General features: G+C 47.0%; 16 protein-coding genes and 1 other RNA gene. 6 read left to right on the top strand and 11 right to left on the bottom strand.

Translation table 11 applies throughout. The features are described 5' to 3' along the window. Nucleotides 1–9: 9 nt before the first annotated feature. Entirely contained in the window at nucleotides 10–228 is a 219-nt protein-coding gene (locus NWE96_07725; GenBank protein MCW3983870.1) for a hypothetical protein, read from the bottom strand. Between the two features lie 122 nt (nucleotides 229–350). On the opposite strand from NWE96_07725, the gene ffs reads away from it, so the two are divergent. Further along, an RNA gene (gene ffs / locus NWE96_07720) (signal recognition particle sRNA) lies at nucleotides 351–666 on the top strand. Here ffs and NWE96_07715 read toward each other — a convergent pair. Then, on the bottom strand, nucleotides 667–2,136 hold the full coding sequence (locus NWE96_07715; protein ID MCW3983869.1) for an ATP-binding protein: 1,470 nt from the start codon (nucleotides 2,134–2,136) through the stop codon (nucleotides 667–669). It abuts the RNA gene before it with no gap. A gap of 368 nt (nucleotides 2,137–2,504) precedes the next feature. Here NWE96_07715 and NWE96_07710 point away from each other — a divergent pair, with 368 nt between their 5' ends. Together NWE96_07710 and NWE96_07705 are read left to right on the top strand one after the other, a co-directional pair. Next, entirely contained in the window at nucleotides 2,505–2,816 is a 312-nt protein-coding gene (locus NWE96_07710; GenBank protein MCW3983868.1) for a hypothetical protein, read from the top strand. A 68-nt stretch (nucleotides 2,817–2,884) separates the two neighbouring features. Then, nucleotides 2,885–4,447: a hypothetical protein gene (locus NWE96_07705; GenBank protein ID MCW3983867.1), complete on the top strand. Its 1,563-nt coding sequence runs from the start codon at nucleotides 2,885–2,887 to the stop codon at nucleotides 4,445–4,447. A gap of 53 nt (nucleotides 4,448–4,500) precedes the next feature. On the opposite strand, the gene NWE96_07700 is transcribed toward NWE96_07705, so the two are convergent. The 7 genes from NWE96_07700 to NWE96_07670 form a co-directional block, all read right to left on the bottom strand. Further along, complete coding sequence (locus NWE96_07700) at nucleotides 4,501–5,940, bottom strand: GNAT family N-acetyltransferase (protein ID MCW3983866.1); 1,440 nt, start codon at nucleotides 5,938–5,940, stop codon at nucleotides 4,501–4,503. Next, nucleotides 5,937–6,674: a hypothetical protein gene (locus NWE96_07695; protein ID MCW3983865.1), complete on the bottom strand. Its 738-nt coding sequence runs from the start codon at nucleotides 6,672–6,674 to the stop codon at nucleotides 5,937–5,939. Before NWE96_07695 ends, NWE96_07700 begins: the two co-directional genes overlap by 4 nt. 8 nt (nucleotides 6,675–6,682) lie before the next feature. After that, nucleotides 6,683–7,312, bottom strand: a complete 630-nt coding sequence (locus NWE96_07690) for a phage terminase large subunit (protein ID MCW3983864.1) — start codon at nucleotides 7,310–7,312, stop codon at nucleotides 6,683–6,685. Beyond that, entirely contained in the window at nucleotides 7,309–7,635 is a 327-nt protein-coding gene (locus NWE96_07685; protein ID MCW3983863.1) for a hypothetical protein, read from the bottom strand. The genes NWE96_07690 and NWE96_07685 overlap by 4 nt, the downstream gene beginning before the upstream one ends. A gap of 11 nt (nucleotides 7,636–7,646) precedes the next feature. After that, complete coding sequence (locus tag NWE96_07680; GenBank protein ID MCW3983862.1) at nucleotides 7,647–7,895, bottom strand: hypothetical protein; 249 nt, start codon at nucleotides 7,893–7,895, stop codon at nucleotides 7,647–7,649. Continuing rightward, nucleotides 7,892–8,293, bottom strand: coding sequence for a hypothetical protein (locus NWE96_07675; GenBank protein MCW3983861.1), 402 nt, complete (start codon nucleotides 8,291–8,293; stop codon nucleotides 7,892–7,894). The genes NWE96_07680 and NWE96_07675 overlap by 4 nt, the downstream gene beginning before the upstream one ends. Nucleotides 8,294–8,455: 162 nt before the next feature. Then, on the bottom strand, nucleotides 8,456–9,184 hold the full coding sequence (locus tag NWE96_07670; protein MCW3983860.1) for an archaeal proteasome endopeptidase complex subunit alpha: 729 nt from the start codon (nucleotides 9,182–9,184) through the stop codon (nucleotides 8,456–8,458). A 128-nt stretch (nucleotides 9,185–9,312) separates the two neighbouring features. On the opposite strand from NWE96_07670, the gene NWE96_07665 reads away from it, so the two are divergent. The 3 genes from NWE96_07665 to NWE96_07655 all read left to right on the top strand — a co-directional run bounded on the left by NWE96_07665 (nucleotide 9,313) and on the right by NWE96_07655 (nucleotide 12,902). Further along, nucleotides 9,313–9,636: a divalent-cation tolerance protein CutA gene (locus tag NWE96_07665; GenBank protein MCW3983859.1), complete on the top strand. Its 324-nt coding sequence runs from the start codon at nucleotides 9,313–9,315 to the stop codon at nucleotides 9,634–9,636. A gap of 219 nt (nucleotides 9,637–9,855) precedes the next feature. Beyond that, entirely contained in the window at nucleotides 9,856–11,364 is a 1,509-nt protein-coding gene (locus tag NWE96_07660) for a hypothetical protein (protein MCW3983858.1), read from the top strand. Then, entirely contained in the window at nucleotides 11,364–12,902 is a 1,539-nt protein-coding gene (locus tag NWE96_07655; protein ID MCW3983857.1) for a hypothetical protein, read from the top strand. The genes NWE96_07660 and NWE96_07655 overlap by 1 nt, the downstream gene beginning before the upstream one ends. A 7-nt stretch (nucleotides 12,903–12,909) precedes the next feature. Here NWE96_07655 and NWE96_07650 read toward each other — a convergent pair whose 3' ends face one another. Together NWE96_07650 and NWE96_07645 are read right to left on the bottom strand one after the other, a co-directional pair. Then, complete coding sequence (locus tag NWE96_07650) at nucleotides 12,910–14,418, bottom strand: hydroxymethylglutaryl-CoA synthase (GenBank protein MCW3983856.1); 1,509 nt, start codon at nucleotides 14,416–14,418, stop codon at nucleotides 12,910–12,912. Next, nucleotides 14,415–15,617: a hypothetical protein gene (locus tag NWE96_07645; GenBank protein ID MCW3983855.1), complete on the bottom strand. Its 1,203-nt coding sequence runs from the start codon at nucleotides 15,615–15,617 to the stop codon at nucleotides 14,415–14,417. Before NWE96_07645 ends, NWE96_07650 begins: the two co-directional genes overlap by 4 nt. Nucleotides 15,618–15,713: the final 96 nt, after the last annotated feature.

Here is a 15,713-nt window from a genome sequence, read left to right as displayed (position 1 = left end):
GAGGCAGGCTCAGACCAGTTTCTTGAGTTCCGCGATGAGTTCTGCCTTCATCTTTTCGTCGCCAGCAATCTGTTTGCGCGCGGTTTTCCAGTCTGCCGAACATCGCCCATAACTTGACTGTTCCCCGATGTAGCTATGAATAACTTGGTCGATTTTTGTTTTGTTTGCATCCGTTGCCTCCACGCCTGCCTCTTTTAGAACGCCTCCAAACCACTTCCAACAAGTCACACAAAAACCTCACCCAAACTATGTTTTTCTTTAGCTATTTGCTTTTCGCCTGTAGAACCCTTATGATGCTGTTTTGGGTTTTGCGAAAGTTTTAAACCAAACACTGCCCCATCTATCTGCGGCGATGGATCTTAGGCGGTGGGTTAGGGGTCCATTACTTCCGTAAATCCTCTACATGACGGGCTGACATCGGCAGCTGAGGCGTCAAAGGCCGCTTAGATCTTCATTTCCGAACCAGTGACTATCCGTCCTTTGGGGCTGGCGGTCAACGGGCGGTTTCCGTAGGGAAACTGTTTCGTTGTTTAGCAGGCGAACCCGGCTAGGCTCGGGAGAGAGCAACCTAAGTTTGGACGTTATGCGCTCAAGGGGGTGCGGGTAAGAGTGTAGGGTTGAGGGTGTCTAGGTGGAGTCTGGGCGTCGAACTGCTGTGGTCCATCGCTACTGTTTTTGGTTTTGGGGGAGTTGGATGGTGAAGGTTGTGCCTTTGCCTTTTTGGGTTTGGTAGCTGATTGTGCCATTTTGGGCTTCGACGAGGCGTTTAACGACTGCTAATCCGAAGCCTTGACCTTTAGATTTCGTTGTGAAAAGGGGAGTGAAGAGTTTTTCTTGGACTTCTTGGGGGATGCCTTCTCCTGTGTCTTGGATGGCGATGTGGGTTTGGCTGTTTTGGTTGGCTGCGTGGATTTTTAGGGTTCCGCCGTTTGGCATGGCTTGCACCGCGTTTTGGATGAGGTTGATTAGGACTCGTTTGAGCATCGACATGTCTGCGTTGATTGGGGTGCAGCCTTCTGTGTTTATGTTCACAGCGATGTTGTTGGGGATAGTTACGACGAGTAAGGCTTCTTCGATGGCTTTGTTGATTTCTACTTGTTCCATGTTGGGTTTTAGGGGTTTAGTGTAATCCTGCAAGTCAGCCACGATTTTGTCGATGTAGAAAAGGTTCTGCTCAATCCCGCTGATGCTCTCCTGCAGGTACCGTTTAGAGTCAGAATCAGGCATCGCTTCCAACTCCTCTTTAGCAAGGTAAAGTTCCCCCGCAATAGCCTGCAGTGGATTACGGATGTCATGGCCAACCATACCCGCGGTTTGCCCAATCGCCGCCATCCGTTCACTGTTGCTTAACTCTTTGGCTCTCTGCCGCGCCAACTCTTCCATACGGCAAGCGTATTCTTCGAGTTTTCTTTGGATTCGTTTGCGTTCTGTGGTTTCCACCAGCGAGAAAACTAGGCCTTCCACTTTTCCTTGGCTGTTTTTGATGGGTTCAAGCGTCCAATCCCAGTATGTGGTGCCTCGATTTGGTTGGTCGGGGAAAACAAAGGGTTTATCCTTAAACTCGATGGATATGCCTGTGTCTCTCACCCGCCTAAAAACCGATTCATTCTCTGGATTTGGATAGAGAACAAAATGGTTTTTCCCCACCATCTCTTCAGGTGTGTAGCCGCAGGTTTTGGCGTAAGCTTCGTTGACGCGGACAAAATTGAAGTCCCTATCAAGATAGACTAAATGTACGTTTTTAGCGCCATTCATCACTGAACGTAGCAGGTTTCTTTCTCTCTCCAAAAGCTGCTGCGTCTTTTTTAATTCGTTAATCGGGGTAAAGTAGATCCTTATTTTCTGGCTGCCTGGAACTACGAAGATTTGCTGGATAAACCATGAACCTTCAACTTCGATTTCCCGCTGAAAATGCGTCACCTTCTTCTCGGTGAAGGCGGAGACGATTTCTTTCCATTGCCTAAAAATCGGGTGAACCGCAGGGTTGCTTGTAAGACCTGCGAAGATGATTTGTGCTGCGGGGTTAGCGAACAGCAAATTACCTTCAAAGTCAGCTTCGATAATTGGGCTGGGATTAAGAATCGGAAACGAAGCTAAATGGGCGTTTCGGTCCACCACAGTGGAGGATTCAGACATAAAATGCGCCTATATCAGTATAGCTATCTGTGTAAAGTTCAATATAAAATAATCCAAAAAAGAGCTACTTGCTAGAATCCCAAAACAAGTACACTTTGCTCTGCACACAAAACCCAAACCGCGCAAGCGCCAAAACCAACTCCTCAACGCTGAACTGAGAGACTTTTTAGGTGAATCCATAATAGTTCGAGGGAGCCTCGGGAATCGCTGCTGTAGTCCATCGTTACTTCGAACTTTTTCGCACCAGCTTCCGTTTAATACCCTGATTAGTATTCTTAGAATTTTTTCTGTAAAATTTCATTCAGGTACCTGAAAAAATTGCTAGTTATGCAAAGAACACTTTTATTTCCAATCAAGTAAACCCTACCTTGGTGATAGCAGTGCCATTAGCAATAAAATGGTCGTACTACACTAAAGAAAACGTTGGGAGAGAGAGCAATAACTATGGTATCTATGAACTTGGAAATGGCTCTGGAGTTATATACATCGGTGAAGGTCGCATATACGATAGACTGATGTGCCATTTTGCACAAGGTTCAGAACCATGTCCTGGTGCGTCCTACTATAGAGTTGAATATACTGGTGGAAAGGATCGTTGCGTTCAGAGGCAAAATGCAGAACTTGATACATATCGCAGGCAGTCTGGTAAATACCCAGCGTACAACACCCGAAAGGGTTGATTCTTCTCCTCTTTTTTCTTTATCTCTGAATAAACAAAATTATATACTAACCAGCGTATCTACCAGCTATGGGAAAGCATAGAGATAGAGATACTTTAGAGTTTATCGATTGGTTAAAGGCAAAAGGAGAATCGCTTGGGTACATAGCTGAATTAGAATACCCTTTGGTTGCCAGAGAATACTTTGTTGATGTTATTTGGAAGCTTAAGAAAGAGCAAACCCCTCTCATGACCTTTGAGGTTGAAACTAAGGATAATAGGTCAATATTTGCGAACACTCTGAAGATTTACGGGACACCAACAGGTAAGGTGCCGAAGCCTTGGCATCATTTTATGATAATCTACAAGGGAAAGCTTTCCGAAGGCCATAAAGATGATTTGACTAATTATATCGCTCAGCATAACCTGTTTCTTTTTGAGGATATCTACGGTAATGAGGAGAACAAGCGAAAGCTTGAGGGAAAACTGCAAACTCTAAGCCTTAAACACAACTTGTCTGAGCAGATAAAGAGAGAAATGCAATCTCGACCTCTCGGAGAGGCTTTGGAAGAGGTGGTCAAGGGCTTAAGCGAGGGCCTCAGTGACGGTGTCTTAGGAAAGCCAGAGGTTAGTCTTGCTTTCAAATCGACCAAGCCTCCTGAGGAAGGCGGCATACCGTTTACTATTACGGCAGAGACAAAGAAAGGTGAGCCAACTCTTTTAGAAAGGTTGAATGAGTCGATTAAGACCTTAAAGCCATTTACGATAGAGTCGCCGCAACTCAAAGGCTTGACAATGAATGGAAAGTCACTGATAGATGTGGAAAAAGGAAAGGCTTCATTAACTTTCGCTCCACAACCGCAAGCCGCACCACCCGTAAGGCTGGAAGTGCCCGGCTCCGACATTGCATTTGATAATGTCCACCTCTGGCGTACCAAATCAGAGGGAACCGTTAATTACTTGTCATCACAGGATAGGAATTTGCCTTTTATTTTCAATTTCATAGTTGATGCGGCAGGGAAAAGTAACAAGTTTAACTTTGAGTTTGAAACGGAGAAGGCTGATGTAAAGCAGGCTTATCAGTTTCAAGAGTTGATAAGTGCTATCAATAAGCACAAGCGTATTTCGCTTGTAAATCCGAAAGATAACAAGCCGTTACTCATTTTCCAAATGCGTGACACCTTTGAGCAATCGGAGGACTGGCGCTATCTATTGTCAAAACTGGCCTATATCCAAGAGAAAATCAATCATAGAATACAAATGCCAAAGAAAATCACTCAGGAAGACATAAAAGATATTTTCACTGCCATCCGAGTGATAGACACAGGCGAAGACTCAGGGCAAATCAACGAAATAACAATGGGATTCCTGAAGCAAGGCACAAGGCAGATTATCGATATTCAGAAAAAGCAAGGCAAGATTTCTCAAATGAAAGTAACACAGACCACAACGCTAAAGCTCTTCGACGAGGAGATTCCGTTTGGGAAGAATACCATCGACTTACCTGATATGCAGTTTGCGCTCCCCATAGACGAGGTGGAACGGCTCGCAGATGCACAGACTGATGGTTCTACACTCAATTTGGTACTCAAACCTGTAGGCGACAAGTCAATAACCTTGAAGTTTGAAGACTGGCCAAAGAAACCTGCCTAATTGACTATTCCTTTTAGGTCTTAACTATTTACAGTTGTGTTTTTAAAGAAGATCTAAGGCGGTCTCCAAAATAGGTAGGTTTTTGTTTGATTTGCGAAGCTGAGGCGTTTTAGGGCTTCTGCTAGGTCGGCTGAGGTGTAGGCGGCGATTTTTTGCGCTGCTTCGGGGTGGCGTGGATAGGGGTTTGTGGTGTTGGCTAGTCTGCGTCTGATTCCGCCGTCACGTTGCGAGAGTTCGGTTAGGATGTCGATGATTGGTTGGGTGCCTGTTTGGGCGATTTTTTGTTGGTTGTAGCTTGCTGAGCCCATGAGCATGCAGTCAAAGCCCAACTTCTCGAGCCGTTGTAGTGCTTCGGTTATGGGTTTGCTGGGTTTGCTTTCAGCGATTTTCTGCATCCCCGCCTTCTCAAAGAACGGATTGTACTTCGCCATAACAGCAACCGCCTCAACATAAGGCGTCCCCGCAAACATTAGCGTGTCCCGAACCAACTTTTCGCCCAAACCAATACTGCGATACTTCGGGTGAATGATTACGCGGCTGATAACGCTGACTTCTTTCTGAAGTTGCTTGATGTCGCCTTTCCAGACCTTTTTTCTGCCAAAACTCATCGGCGGCGGATAACAATAGACTATGACTCCGCAGAGTTCGTCTTTGCGTTTTAGGGTAAAGATTTTTCTTGTTGGCGGGGTGCGGTGGGCGCGGTAGTGGAATTCGCAGAGTGCTTTGTAGTCGGCTGAAGTGCCCTGAGCTATGGACATTTGGCGTGTGAGTGAGCAGTGGACGGCTTTGGCTTTGGGGTAGTAGCGGACAGTGACTTCTTTCCCATACCGTTTATGGATGTGAACGTTGGGGGCAAAGTCCTTTAGAAGATCTCGGTGAGTAGTAGCGGCGATTACTGCCTTGCCATTCTTACGAGCTAATTTTTGGAGATTAAACGCCAAAATCTTCGCGGTATCACGGTCTAAGGTGCTTGTAAATTCGTCAACAATCCAAAATGGCTTGCTTGAGGCGGCAAGTAGCGCGGCTTGATAACGGTGTTTCTGTCCCTCACTCAGTTGGTTGTATGGGCGTAGAAATATGAAGGCATCGTTTAGCCCAACTTGGCTAAGGGCTTCTATGGCTGTGGTTGTGTTTGTTCCTATTGTTTCGATGATAGGTTGGTTGCTGTTAATGGGTATGTCTTTTATGTCTAGCGCCTCTGAGCCTAAATCAGATTTAATTGCTTTCAGCAATGCGCTTTTTCCGCTTCCGCTGTCGCCCGTAATCAGAACCACGTCAGTTGGGCGAATATGGATGTTGACGTTGTCATAGAGGGTGAATTGGCGGGTTTGGTCAACGCCGAGCCCAAAAGCTTCTGCCACTTCTTTAGTGCGTTCTGTTAAGAGTGTTGGAGCCGTTTCGTAGCTGATGTTAACCGTGAAAGTATCGGTTTTTCTGTCGTAAGTACGTTTTAGTTGGGCAATATGAAAATGTTCTGGTCTACGTCGTGTCATCTATTTGCGCCTCCTATGTGGGCAAGTTTGTGTTTTAGCGTTTGAAGTCTACTTCTGCGTCGGGCAGTTTTTGAAACAACCCAAAGCTTAGGTGTCACCTGACTCTTCGCGGCGTAGACGGCTAGTGCCAGTGCCCAAAGCATGTCATCGTGCGTGTTTGGTGGATGGTCAAATGTTAGTTTGCCGTTTTTGCCGTAACTGTATTGTTGGTCGTTGATTTGTTGACAGAGATTTTTGTTGTAGGGGATGGCTATGCTGTTTTGTTCCATGGAGAGTTTGAGGAATGTGAGGAGTTCGGTTTTGGAGTCTTGGGTGAGGGTGAGTCCATCGGCTGAGGTTAAGCCCTCGTCTTTTAGGCTTTCGAGGATCGGTTCGCCGATGCCTGATTGGTCGGCTAAGAGTTTTTTGAACTGAAATTTCTGATCAGCCGCAACAAGGGTGTTTATGACTTCGGTGTAGGGTGTCTGTAATGGGAACTGGTGGGTGTAGACGACTTTTAGGTGGTCTTGGGTCTTCTGTATGACTACAAAGACACTGTAGTCTTGCATTTTGCCCAAATCCAACCCAGCGTAATAATCGCCCTTTAGGATGGTTTGTTCGAGGCTTGTGTATGGCTCGAGGTTTAGTTGCTGGGCTTTTTCGATGCATCTGCGGATGAGTTCCTGCTGGAAGTAGCTGGTTGCGGCTTCGGTGAACTCCGCTTGGTATTCGCGCATGTAGGCTTCTTGTGTCATGGTTTGCTTCATTTCTTCAAGGAATTCTTGCGGGATGAGGGGTTTTCTGTGGAGGGGATTTTGTGGGCGCTGTAGGTTGGGTTGAGGAAGGCTTTGTAGAAGAAGTGGTTTTTGTCCCATGGTGTGGAGAGTAGGATTGTAGTGCCTTTGGTTGTGCTTATCATGGGGTAGATGATTTCTGTGATTATAGATTCTGGGATGAATGAGGCTTCGTCACAGATTACCAAATTCGCCGTGTAGCCTCTTAGCATGTGCTCGCTGCAAGGCAAGGCGATGATTTGTGAGCCTGTTGTGAGTTTGATTAGGGTGTGGGTTTTTCTGGTTACGCTTTTCTTTAGGTATGGGTTGCTTTGGGTGAATGTGAGGATTTTGTCGAACATTATCATGCTCTGCCGCAGCGAAGGCGAAACGATGAGCGTTGTGGTTTTGGGGTGGGTGTAGGCGTAGTGGATGGCTTTGGTGGCTATGGTGGTGGTTTTGCCTGTTTGTCGTCCCATGCAGGCGATGATGCGTTCGGATTGGTCGTTTAGGAGCCGCTCTTGGTAGGAGAACGGCTTAAAATCCAAAAGCAACTGCGCAAACAGCGTTGGTTCCTCGGCTAGCCGTTTCAGCGCTTCTGTGGCGTCTGGGGCGCTCATCGCAGTTTCAACCTCTTGGCTGTGGTTTTGGCTTCTTTGGTGAGTTCGCTGAGGACTTTGGCGAGGTCTTGGCTCTGGTCGGCGGCTCCGTGTTCTTTGAGGAGTGTGGAGAGGACTCTTGTGTGTCCCATCATGACTTGGTATATGTAGGCTTTTTTGGTGTCGTCTTTGGCGTTTTCAACCATGCCTAGCAGTGAGTCGATTATTTTCCACTCTGTTTTTATGAGTTCTGTCGCGCCTCTGGTTTGCGCTGTTTCGTCCTTTTTATAGGGGGATGGGGGTCCTCTGAGAGCAACAAAACCTTCCGATTGATCCTCGGACAAAAAGACACGCCTCAACGCGACTTCTGTGAAATCAGTATGCCTGTGACGGTTCCGGTTAGTCCCGTAATCGCCGCAAAAACTTCGCTGCTCCACGTTCCTAAAAACGCTAAATGCGAGATTTCAAGCGCAGTTAGGCAGAATATCAGAGCTATTACGACTTTAGTGCCTAATACAAGTCGCTCGTCAGGTTCAATTTCTTCTTTGATTCCCCTTTTGCTGCTGGTCTTGCGAGTCAGCGCCCGTTTCACCCAGTCCGTCAATGGTTCCGTAGCCTCCGCTGGCTGCATCGGGAGCGGTTAAACGTCGTTTTCTCGCTCTTGGTCTTCTGGTTGATGGTGAAACTGTTGAGCAGCACCTTGGCTTCTTCAGCGCCGACATGCGCCTTTTCGATGAGGGTTGCGCCCGTTGCCCAAGGCAGTGGCACCGCCGTGTAGTCGATGTCGTAGAGGCCGTCGCTGTAGCGGAACGCGTTCTGAGCTAAAACTACGTGCTCGCGGCGCTTGCCGAGGACGCCGATGAAGACGCCCCAGCTTTTGACGGGTACGTCTATGCCGCCTAAGCCGTTGCTGAGTGATTTGCCGATGCTGGCGTCGCACCATTCTACGCAGACGAGGTCGCCTGCGGTTAGAGTTTTGATTTGAGATTGAATTTCTTTCATTTTCTCCTTTCTTCCCCTTAGAAGAAATGTATCATCTTAAATATAAAGACTCGCTATTTGGTAAATTTACAAATTTACCAATTGATAAAATATCCACTACCACGCAAACCAAGCAGCGAGTTGACTATAAGTTGAAAACAAAAAAGAAACAAAAAGCCGCGTCTAGTTCTTCGACGCAACCGCTTTTATGTAGCCCTCAACCGCCTCTTCAGAAAGCATATCCATCTTCTTCGATTGAGTTGGAATCACTGCGACTTTAATTCTAAGAGGCAACTGCCTCGCCTCCAAAGCCTTAACCAAACACTTCACAGCCAACTCAGCGCTTTTCTGCAAAGACAAATCCTCCCTGTACTCTTCTTTGAGAATCGCCAGAGCAGTCTCTCTTCCGCCGCCTGCCGCTGTGGCTTTGTAGCCGCGGTAGGTTCCGCTTGGATGCGTAGCCAAAACATGCGGCCCCGTCTTGTCCACACCAGCCAATATCATGGCTACACCGAAGGGTCGACCTCCGCCGTGTTGGGTGTAGGTGTGTTGGATGTCGCAGATTTTTTCTGTAGCCACTTCAACGTCTATGGGTTCATCGTAGGTTAATCGGTTTCTCTGTGCCTCAAGACGTGCGCGGTCGATTAGAATTCTTGCGTCAGAACTCAACCCGACGATAGCTGCGCCTATGTGGCTGTCAACGCGGAAAATCTTCCATGAACTGCCCTCTTCCTCAAGGGGTTCCACGTTCTCTTCGGAACCTAAAACCACGCCTTCGGGGCATTGGATGCCCACTATGGTGGCTCCGCGGTTCACTAGTTCCATGGCGTATTCTACTTGGAAAAGTCGCCCGTCAGGCGAGAAAACGGTGTGTGCATGATCGTATGCTCCGGGGGATGCAAACGCAGACATAGGGTGGTGCCTCAATTTTTTGTGTGACCTATAGAGTAAGCTGGGGGCTCATATAAGCATACGCTAATTTAAATCAACGTTGGGAAGCGTTTTTAGCCAGCTAACACAAACATATCTAGCGATGAGGTATGGATACGGATTTTATCGTTGTTTTAGTCACCACCAAAGACCAAGCGGAAGCAGAAAAAATCAGCCAAACCCTCCTCGACGAACGCCTGATTGCCTGCGCAAACATAGTTAACCCTGTGGCGTCGTGTTTTCTGTGGCAAGGCAAAATCGACCGCGCAGAAGAATGCCTAGTTGTGATGAAGACGCGTAAGGATTTGTTTGCAGAGTTAGCGTGCCGAGTGAAGGCTCTGCATAGTTATGAGGTGCCTGAGGTTTTGGCGTTGCCCGTTGTGGATGGCTCAGCGGAGTATCTTGGGTGGATGCGCAGCACCCTAAAACAGTGAAACCATGTAAAAAAAGGGAATTTACAAAAGCCTAACTACACGACCTCTCTCTGCTGACCTCCCTCCCCTTATTTAAAGGCAAAAGTGTGCTGTATCTGAAAGATTAATTGTGTTTCTGGTTGAATCAGTTTTGTCAACATATCTTGACTAAAAACGCCTCTGCATAGTCAAGAAACCTATACAAGAACCCTTAAATTCCCTGCAAAACCATCAAAACTCATGCCAAAAAACGCCTCCACCGCCCTGCTTATCCTTCTCTTGCTCAGCTCATGCAACACGCTGTTTTCCGTCAATGCAACCTCCCCAGAAACCTTGTTTGTGCCAGACGATTACGGTTCAATCGCGGAGGCTATTTTCCATGCCGCTATCGGAGACACCATCTACGTAAAAAGCGGCACTTACAACGAGTTTTCTTTGTCGATTAACAAGTCAATTTCGATAATCGGAGAAAACGCTGATTCAACGATAATCAACTTAGATTCACCCAGCCACGAAGACGTAATGAGCCTAATCTTCCATTACGTTTGGTATGACCCCGCGTTGGTTGTTAACTGCAGCGGCTTCAGGCTTTCAGGTTTCACAATCGCTACCACAGGTGGAATTATATCAATAAACGGCAACGAAACAAAACTGACTGATAACTCAATTACTGCACACATTTCAGTTACGGGTTCTCACAATCAAGTTTGTAATAACAGTTTTTATCCACAAGTATCACTAAACGGAGTATCTGTAACCGGGTCGTTCTGCAACGTTTCTTCTAATCAGGTCGCAGGGGCACTGTATGTGGACGGTGAACACTGTCTTGTCTCTTCAAACAACGTTAGAGGCAACGTAGGTATTTCAGCTAATAACTCCCTAATAGAAAACAACCACTTTCATGACTCCAGCGATTTCTTCACTGTCAGCGGCAACAACAATATAGTATCCGATAATACTGTCGACCGTTACGCTATTGGACTAAGAGTAAGTGGCTCCAACAACACGTTTCTCCTAAATCAGATAACCCGCTGCGGAATGGCTGTTTCACCCGGAACAGGCAACAAGTATTATGCGAATTATTTTTCTGGAAACGCATGGATTCTTAGCAACTTTGAAACGATGACCACTGGAGAAGGAAACAAAAGCGTTTTAGCGCATAACAACTTTGAGGATAACCACAATTATAACCTAAAACACCCAGTTACATCTTCTGAGCAATGCGTCTTTGACGATGGCAAAGAAGGAAACTATTGGAGTGACTACAGCGGAACTGACGCAAATAGCGACGGCATAGGCGACGAACCTTACATTTTAGATTCCGCTCACATAGACCATTACCCCCTTATGTCGCCCTTTAACACATCAACCGTGTCCAGACCAACCCCTGACTGGTTATCTCCCCCTTCGGTGAACCTGATTAGCCCACAAAACACAACATATCCTATTGGAAACCTAACAATAACCTTTTTAGTCGATAAGCAAGTCTTGGAGTATGGTTACATTTTAGACGGACAAGTCACTGTCATTTATGGAAATACCACCCTCTGGGGGTTACCTTCTGGTCAGCATAACATAACGATTTATGCTATAGATAACTTTGGCAACCTGGCCGCTTCCGAAACAACAAACTTCACAATCGAGCAACCACTGGAATTTTCGGTCGGTGCCTTATTCTCTCTACCTGTAGTAGTTTTAGTCAGCGTTGTTTTACTTTACTTTTTTTTAAGAAGAAGGAGCGCACAATAGTGACTAAACGCGCATTTTCAATAATCCTTCTGCTTCTTATCACATCATCAATAATTACATTCTTACCTGTTAAGGCAACGGGGGCTAGAACCCTTGTTGTCCCAGACAGTTACCCTTCTATATCCAGTGCAATTGCAAACGCCACAGATGGAGACACAGTCTACGTTAAAAGAGGAACCTACACTGAATATCAACTAACCATAACCAAATCTATTAGATTAGTAGGGGAGGGTTCCCAATCGACAACACTGAATCTACAATCTAAACGAAATGTGGGTGAACCGTTGTATTGGTATCTTCCAGACCTCTTCCCCATTCCCGTTTGGTACAGTAGAGCGATGTTTGTGCACACTGACAACTTTGAATTATCTGGCTTCAAAATCACTACAACAGGCGGAGACATTAACATAACTGGAAATAATAACCGAATAAAAGACAACTCAATAGCTGCCTCATTGACTATTATTGGAAATCATAACGACATAACAGGCAATACATTTTCAGAAAGCCCCACTGTCAAACGTTTGTACGATTATAATATTGCAGGGAGCCACTGCAACTTTACCTTAAATGAAATAAATTGCGGCGATGTCAATTTCGCTGGCACTTATGATGTTATTTCCTTTAACAACGTCACAGGTTCCTTTTCTTCGGTTTCAGATGATTGTTTCTATTACAAAAATCTCTTCAAGGAAAGCGGAGAATTCAAAGTCAATGGCAACAACAATATCATATGTAGAAATGTGCTAGATCATTATGGTTCAGGTTTAGTTTTAGTCGGCTTTGGCAATAGAGCCTTGTTGAATAACATAACTTATTGCCGAATAGGTATCGCTCCAAGTCCAGATAGTTACATGTATGCTAACTATGTTGCATATAATGAGTGGACTATAAACGCACGTAACTCTATCCTAAACCCCAATGGTAATCTCAGCTTCTTGACACACAACAACTTCGTAGATAATCGATACTACCAAATGTGGACATTCGCTATGTCAAACGATACCGACTATTTAGACAACGGCAAAGAAGGCAACTACTGGAGCACTTATCAAGGCTTAGACAGCAACAATGACGGCATTGGCGATTCGCCATTCTATTTGGACTCCACTCACCTCGACCAGTACCCGCTTATGTCACCCTACAACCTTTCCGCCATAGAGGAATTGGTGCCTGATTGGCTGGTGATGCCCTCAGTGAGCTTGATTAACCCACTGAACACAACTTTCCCAATCGCCAATGTCACCTTAAACTTCACTTTAAACAAGCAAGTTTCATGGTTGGGCTACAGTTTAGACGGACAAGACAACGCAACAATCACTGGAAACCTAACCCTCACCAACCTCTCTACAGGTCCACATAACATTACAGTCTACGCTAAAGACAAATACGGCAACACAGCCTCCTCAGAAACAATCACTTTTACAATAACGCCACCCTCAGAGTTCGCCTCCATACTTGTCGTGATCATTTGCGCAATTACAATAGCGGCTATCATTGTTTGCGTGTATGTGTATAGAAGGAAAAAGAAAAAGTAGGGCTCTTTTACATGCCCAGTTTTAGTCTTCTATACGTCGTGTAATCCACGTATTCAACAAACGGGTTTTCAGCGAGGAATTTGACGTTGATTTTTTGGCGTGACCGTTTGTCGAGCAGTTGACTTGTAGTGCGCAGTATGTATGCGTCGCTGCCTGCACCTGAACCGTAGCTGGTAACCAAGATACGCTCCTCGGGTTTGGCGACATCTAAAACCGCAGCTAACCCGACCAATGAGGCACCAGAGTAGGTATTGCCGAACTTTGTCATCTGAATTGAAGGCATGAACTGTTCCTCTTTGAAGCCCAACTCCTTCGCCACCCTGACGGGGAAAGACGGGTTCGGCTGGTGAGGCACAAAGTAGTTTATGTCAGAAGCTTTGAAGTTGCAGCGATCCATGAGTTTTGAGGCTGCACTTTTGACGTGCTTGTGGTATGCGGGGTCGCCTGTGAATCTGCCGCCGTGCATGGGGTATGGTTCGCCGTCTCTGCGCCAAAAGTCAGGGGTGTCAGAGGTGCAACTGTACCAGCCTTCCACTTCAGCGATAACGTCACGTTTGCCGAAGATGAATGCAGCGCCGCCGTAACCCACAAACGCATCTAATTCGCCGCCGGGGCAACCGCGAGGTGCAGCTTGAGAGTTGTCAGCGCCGATAACCATGGCGTAGTTGATGCCTGACTTGGGGTAGCTGACCAACGCGCAGGCGTCTTTGAACATGCTTGAAGCGGCTTTGCAGGCAAATTCAGTGTCCACTGCATCGACGCCTTGTACGTCGCCGTCTTCTGTACCCAGTTTAAGAACCTGCGCGACTTTGGCGGCGATGGGTTTAACTGCGTAGGGGTTGGATTCGGAGCCAGCGTAGACTTTGCCGACCCACGTGCTGTCTAAACCTGAATGGATGAGTGACAGTTTCCCCGCTTCCACCGCGGCCGTCACGGAGTCTTCATCCATAAAAGGCACGGCGCGTTCGTAGCCGTCTTCTTTTATGCGGAACCGCGAAGAATAAACACCGTAACCCACGACTCCTGGTAACTCGTAGTCTTTGGTGGGTTGAACTACCTTGTATTCTTGGTGGGGGTAGTATTCGTCGGCTAAGGTGAAAGCTAAAGAAATCGTGGGTATGACTTCGCTTTTGCCTACTGAGTAGCGTCTGCGGAATCGAGGAATGACTTCGCGGCCTTCCAAACTGGCAAGGTCTATGTTTGCGCCGCCGCAGACTAACTGGTCAGTTAAACGGGCGGGAACACGGATTTTGCCGCCGTGGAAAGAAACGATACCGTAAACAAAAGCGGATAGTTTAGTGAATTTGTTTGTGGGTTCGTTTATGTAGGTGCATAACTCGAGGGTGCCTTTGTCGTAGAAGAGGTCGATGGAGTCCATTTTGCCGTAGCTTTTTCTACCGCAAACACTGCAGTAGTCGCGGACTTCAAAGTACTCTTTTCCGCAGCACTGACACTTACATGCCTTCAATCGGTCGCCTAAATAGCTGACGCGACGCTCTATCGGTTCACTGCTCATTGAGTTTTCTCTCCTAAAATGGTTACGTAAGCTTTAGTTCCAAACCCCTCGAACTCCACTGTCGCGCCGTGTCGGAGACCGTTAGGTAGGCTGATTTGGCGTTCAACGGCTTCGCCTCGAAGTTGACGATAAACCTCATAAATTTGTGCACCGCCGGTTGCGCCTAAAGGGTTGCCGTCTGCTTTTAAGCCGCCGTCAGTATTAACGTAGACGGGTTTGCCGCCCAATTCGTAGCTAAGCTGCCCCGTCTGGGAGCTTTCGTAGATGCTTTTCCAAGCTGTTCCAGCTGGACAGAAGCCGAGGTCTTCAAGCGACACCAACTCCATCATGGTGGACTGGTCGTTGAGCTCGATTAACTGCAAATCCGAAGCAGCCACCTTGGCGGTTTGGGTTGCCTTTTGCATGGCGAGTTCTGCTGCCAAAAACCTTGACAGGTCTTCTCTGGCTGTGTAGTTGAGGTAATCAGTCGCTGCACCAACCCCTAAAACGAAGACGGGTCGATTAGTCATTTTGTTGGCGACGGTTTCGCTTGTGAGAACCACCGCGGTGGCGCCGTCTGAGACTGGCGCGAAATCGTAGAGCCCAAGCGGTTTATGTGCTGCTTTGCGGGCGTTTAAGACTTGGTCGATGGTGATTTTGCGTTGGAACTGGGCGTACCGGTTTTTTGCGCCGTTCGCGTGGTTTTTAACTGCGACCTGAGCGAGGGCAACTTCAAGTTTCTCTTGGTCTTGCCCTTTTATGCCGTGTTTTTTGATGTAGGCCCGCATCATGAGTTCATGGTTGGATTCTGGGGTTCCGCCTGCATAGTAGCTCCAGGGGTCGTCGAGGAGCATAAGGTCATCGCGGATTTTGTCCCAGCGGTCAGTCATCTTCTCTATGCCGCCCACTAGCACGGTATCGTAGACGCCTGCCTGAATCGCGTGGCAAGCGGTGTTTAGTGCGGCGCTGAATGAGCGGGTGACTTCCATGGGTACGTGGAGTTCGGTTAATTCGGATAGGAAGCCTTCTTCGAGGCCTAACTTGTTGGTTATAGGTAAGAAGCAGTCGGACATGTAGCAGGCTTGTAGGTCTTTGCGTTCTATGCTACATTCCTTTGAAGCAGCAAGCCAAGCTTCCTCGATGAGTTTTTCGGGTTCTTTCCCGTAGTGCTCACCGAACTTGGTTCTGCCAACAGCAACGATGGCTGGGCGATTTTGCATATGGTGGTCTCCCCTTTTTGGTTTAGCATTAAAGGTTTTCGAGGAAGCCTATTAAGGATTTGCCAAATTAGGAGCAAAAAACCCTACCCGTTAATA

It is taken from the genome of Candidatus Bathyarchaeota archaeon (assembly GCA_026014685.1).
GTDB lineage: Archaea > Thermoproteota > Bathyarchaeia > Bathyarchaeales > Bathycorpusculaceae > Bathycorpusculum.
Note: the sequence above shows the minus strand (reverse complement) of the source record. Positions and strands in the feature narration are given on the sequence as shown.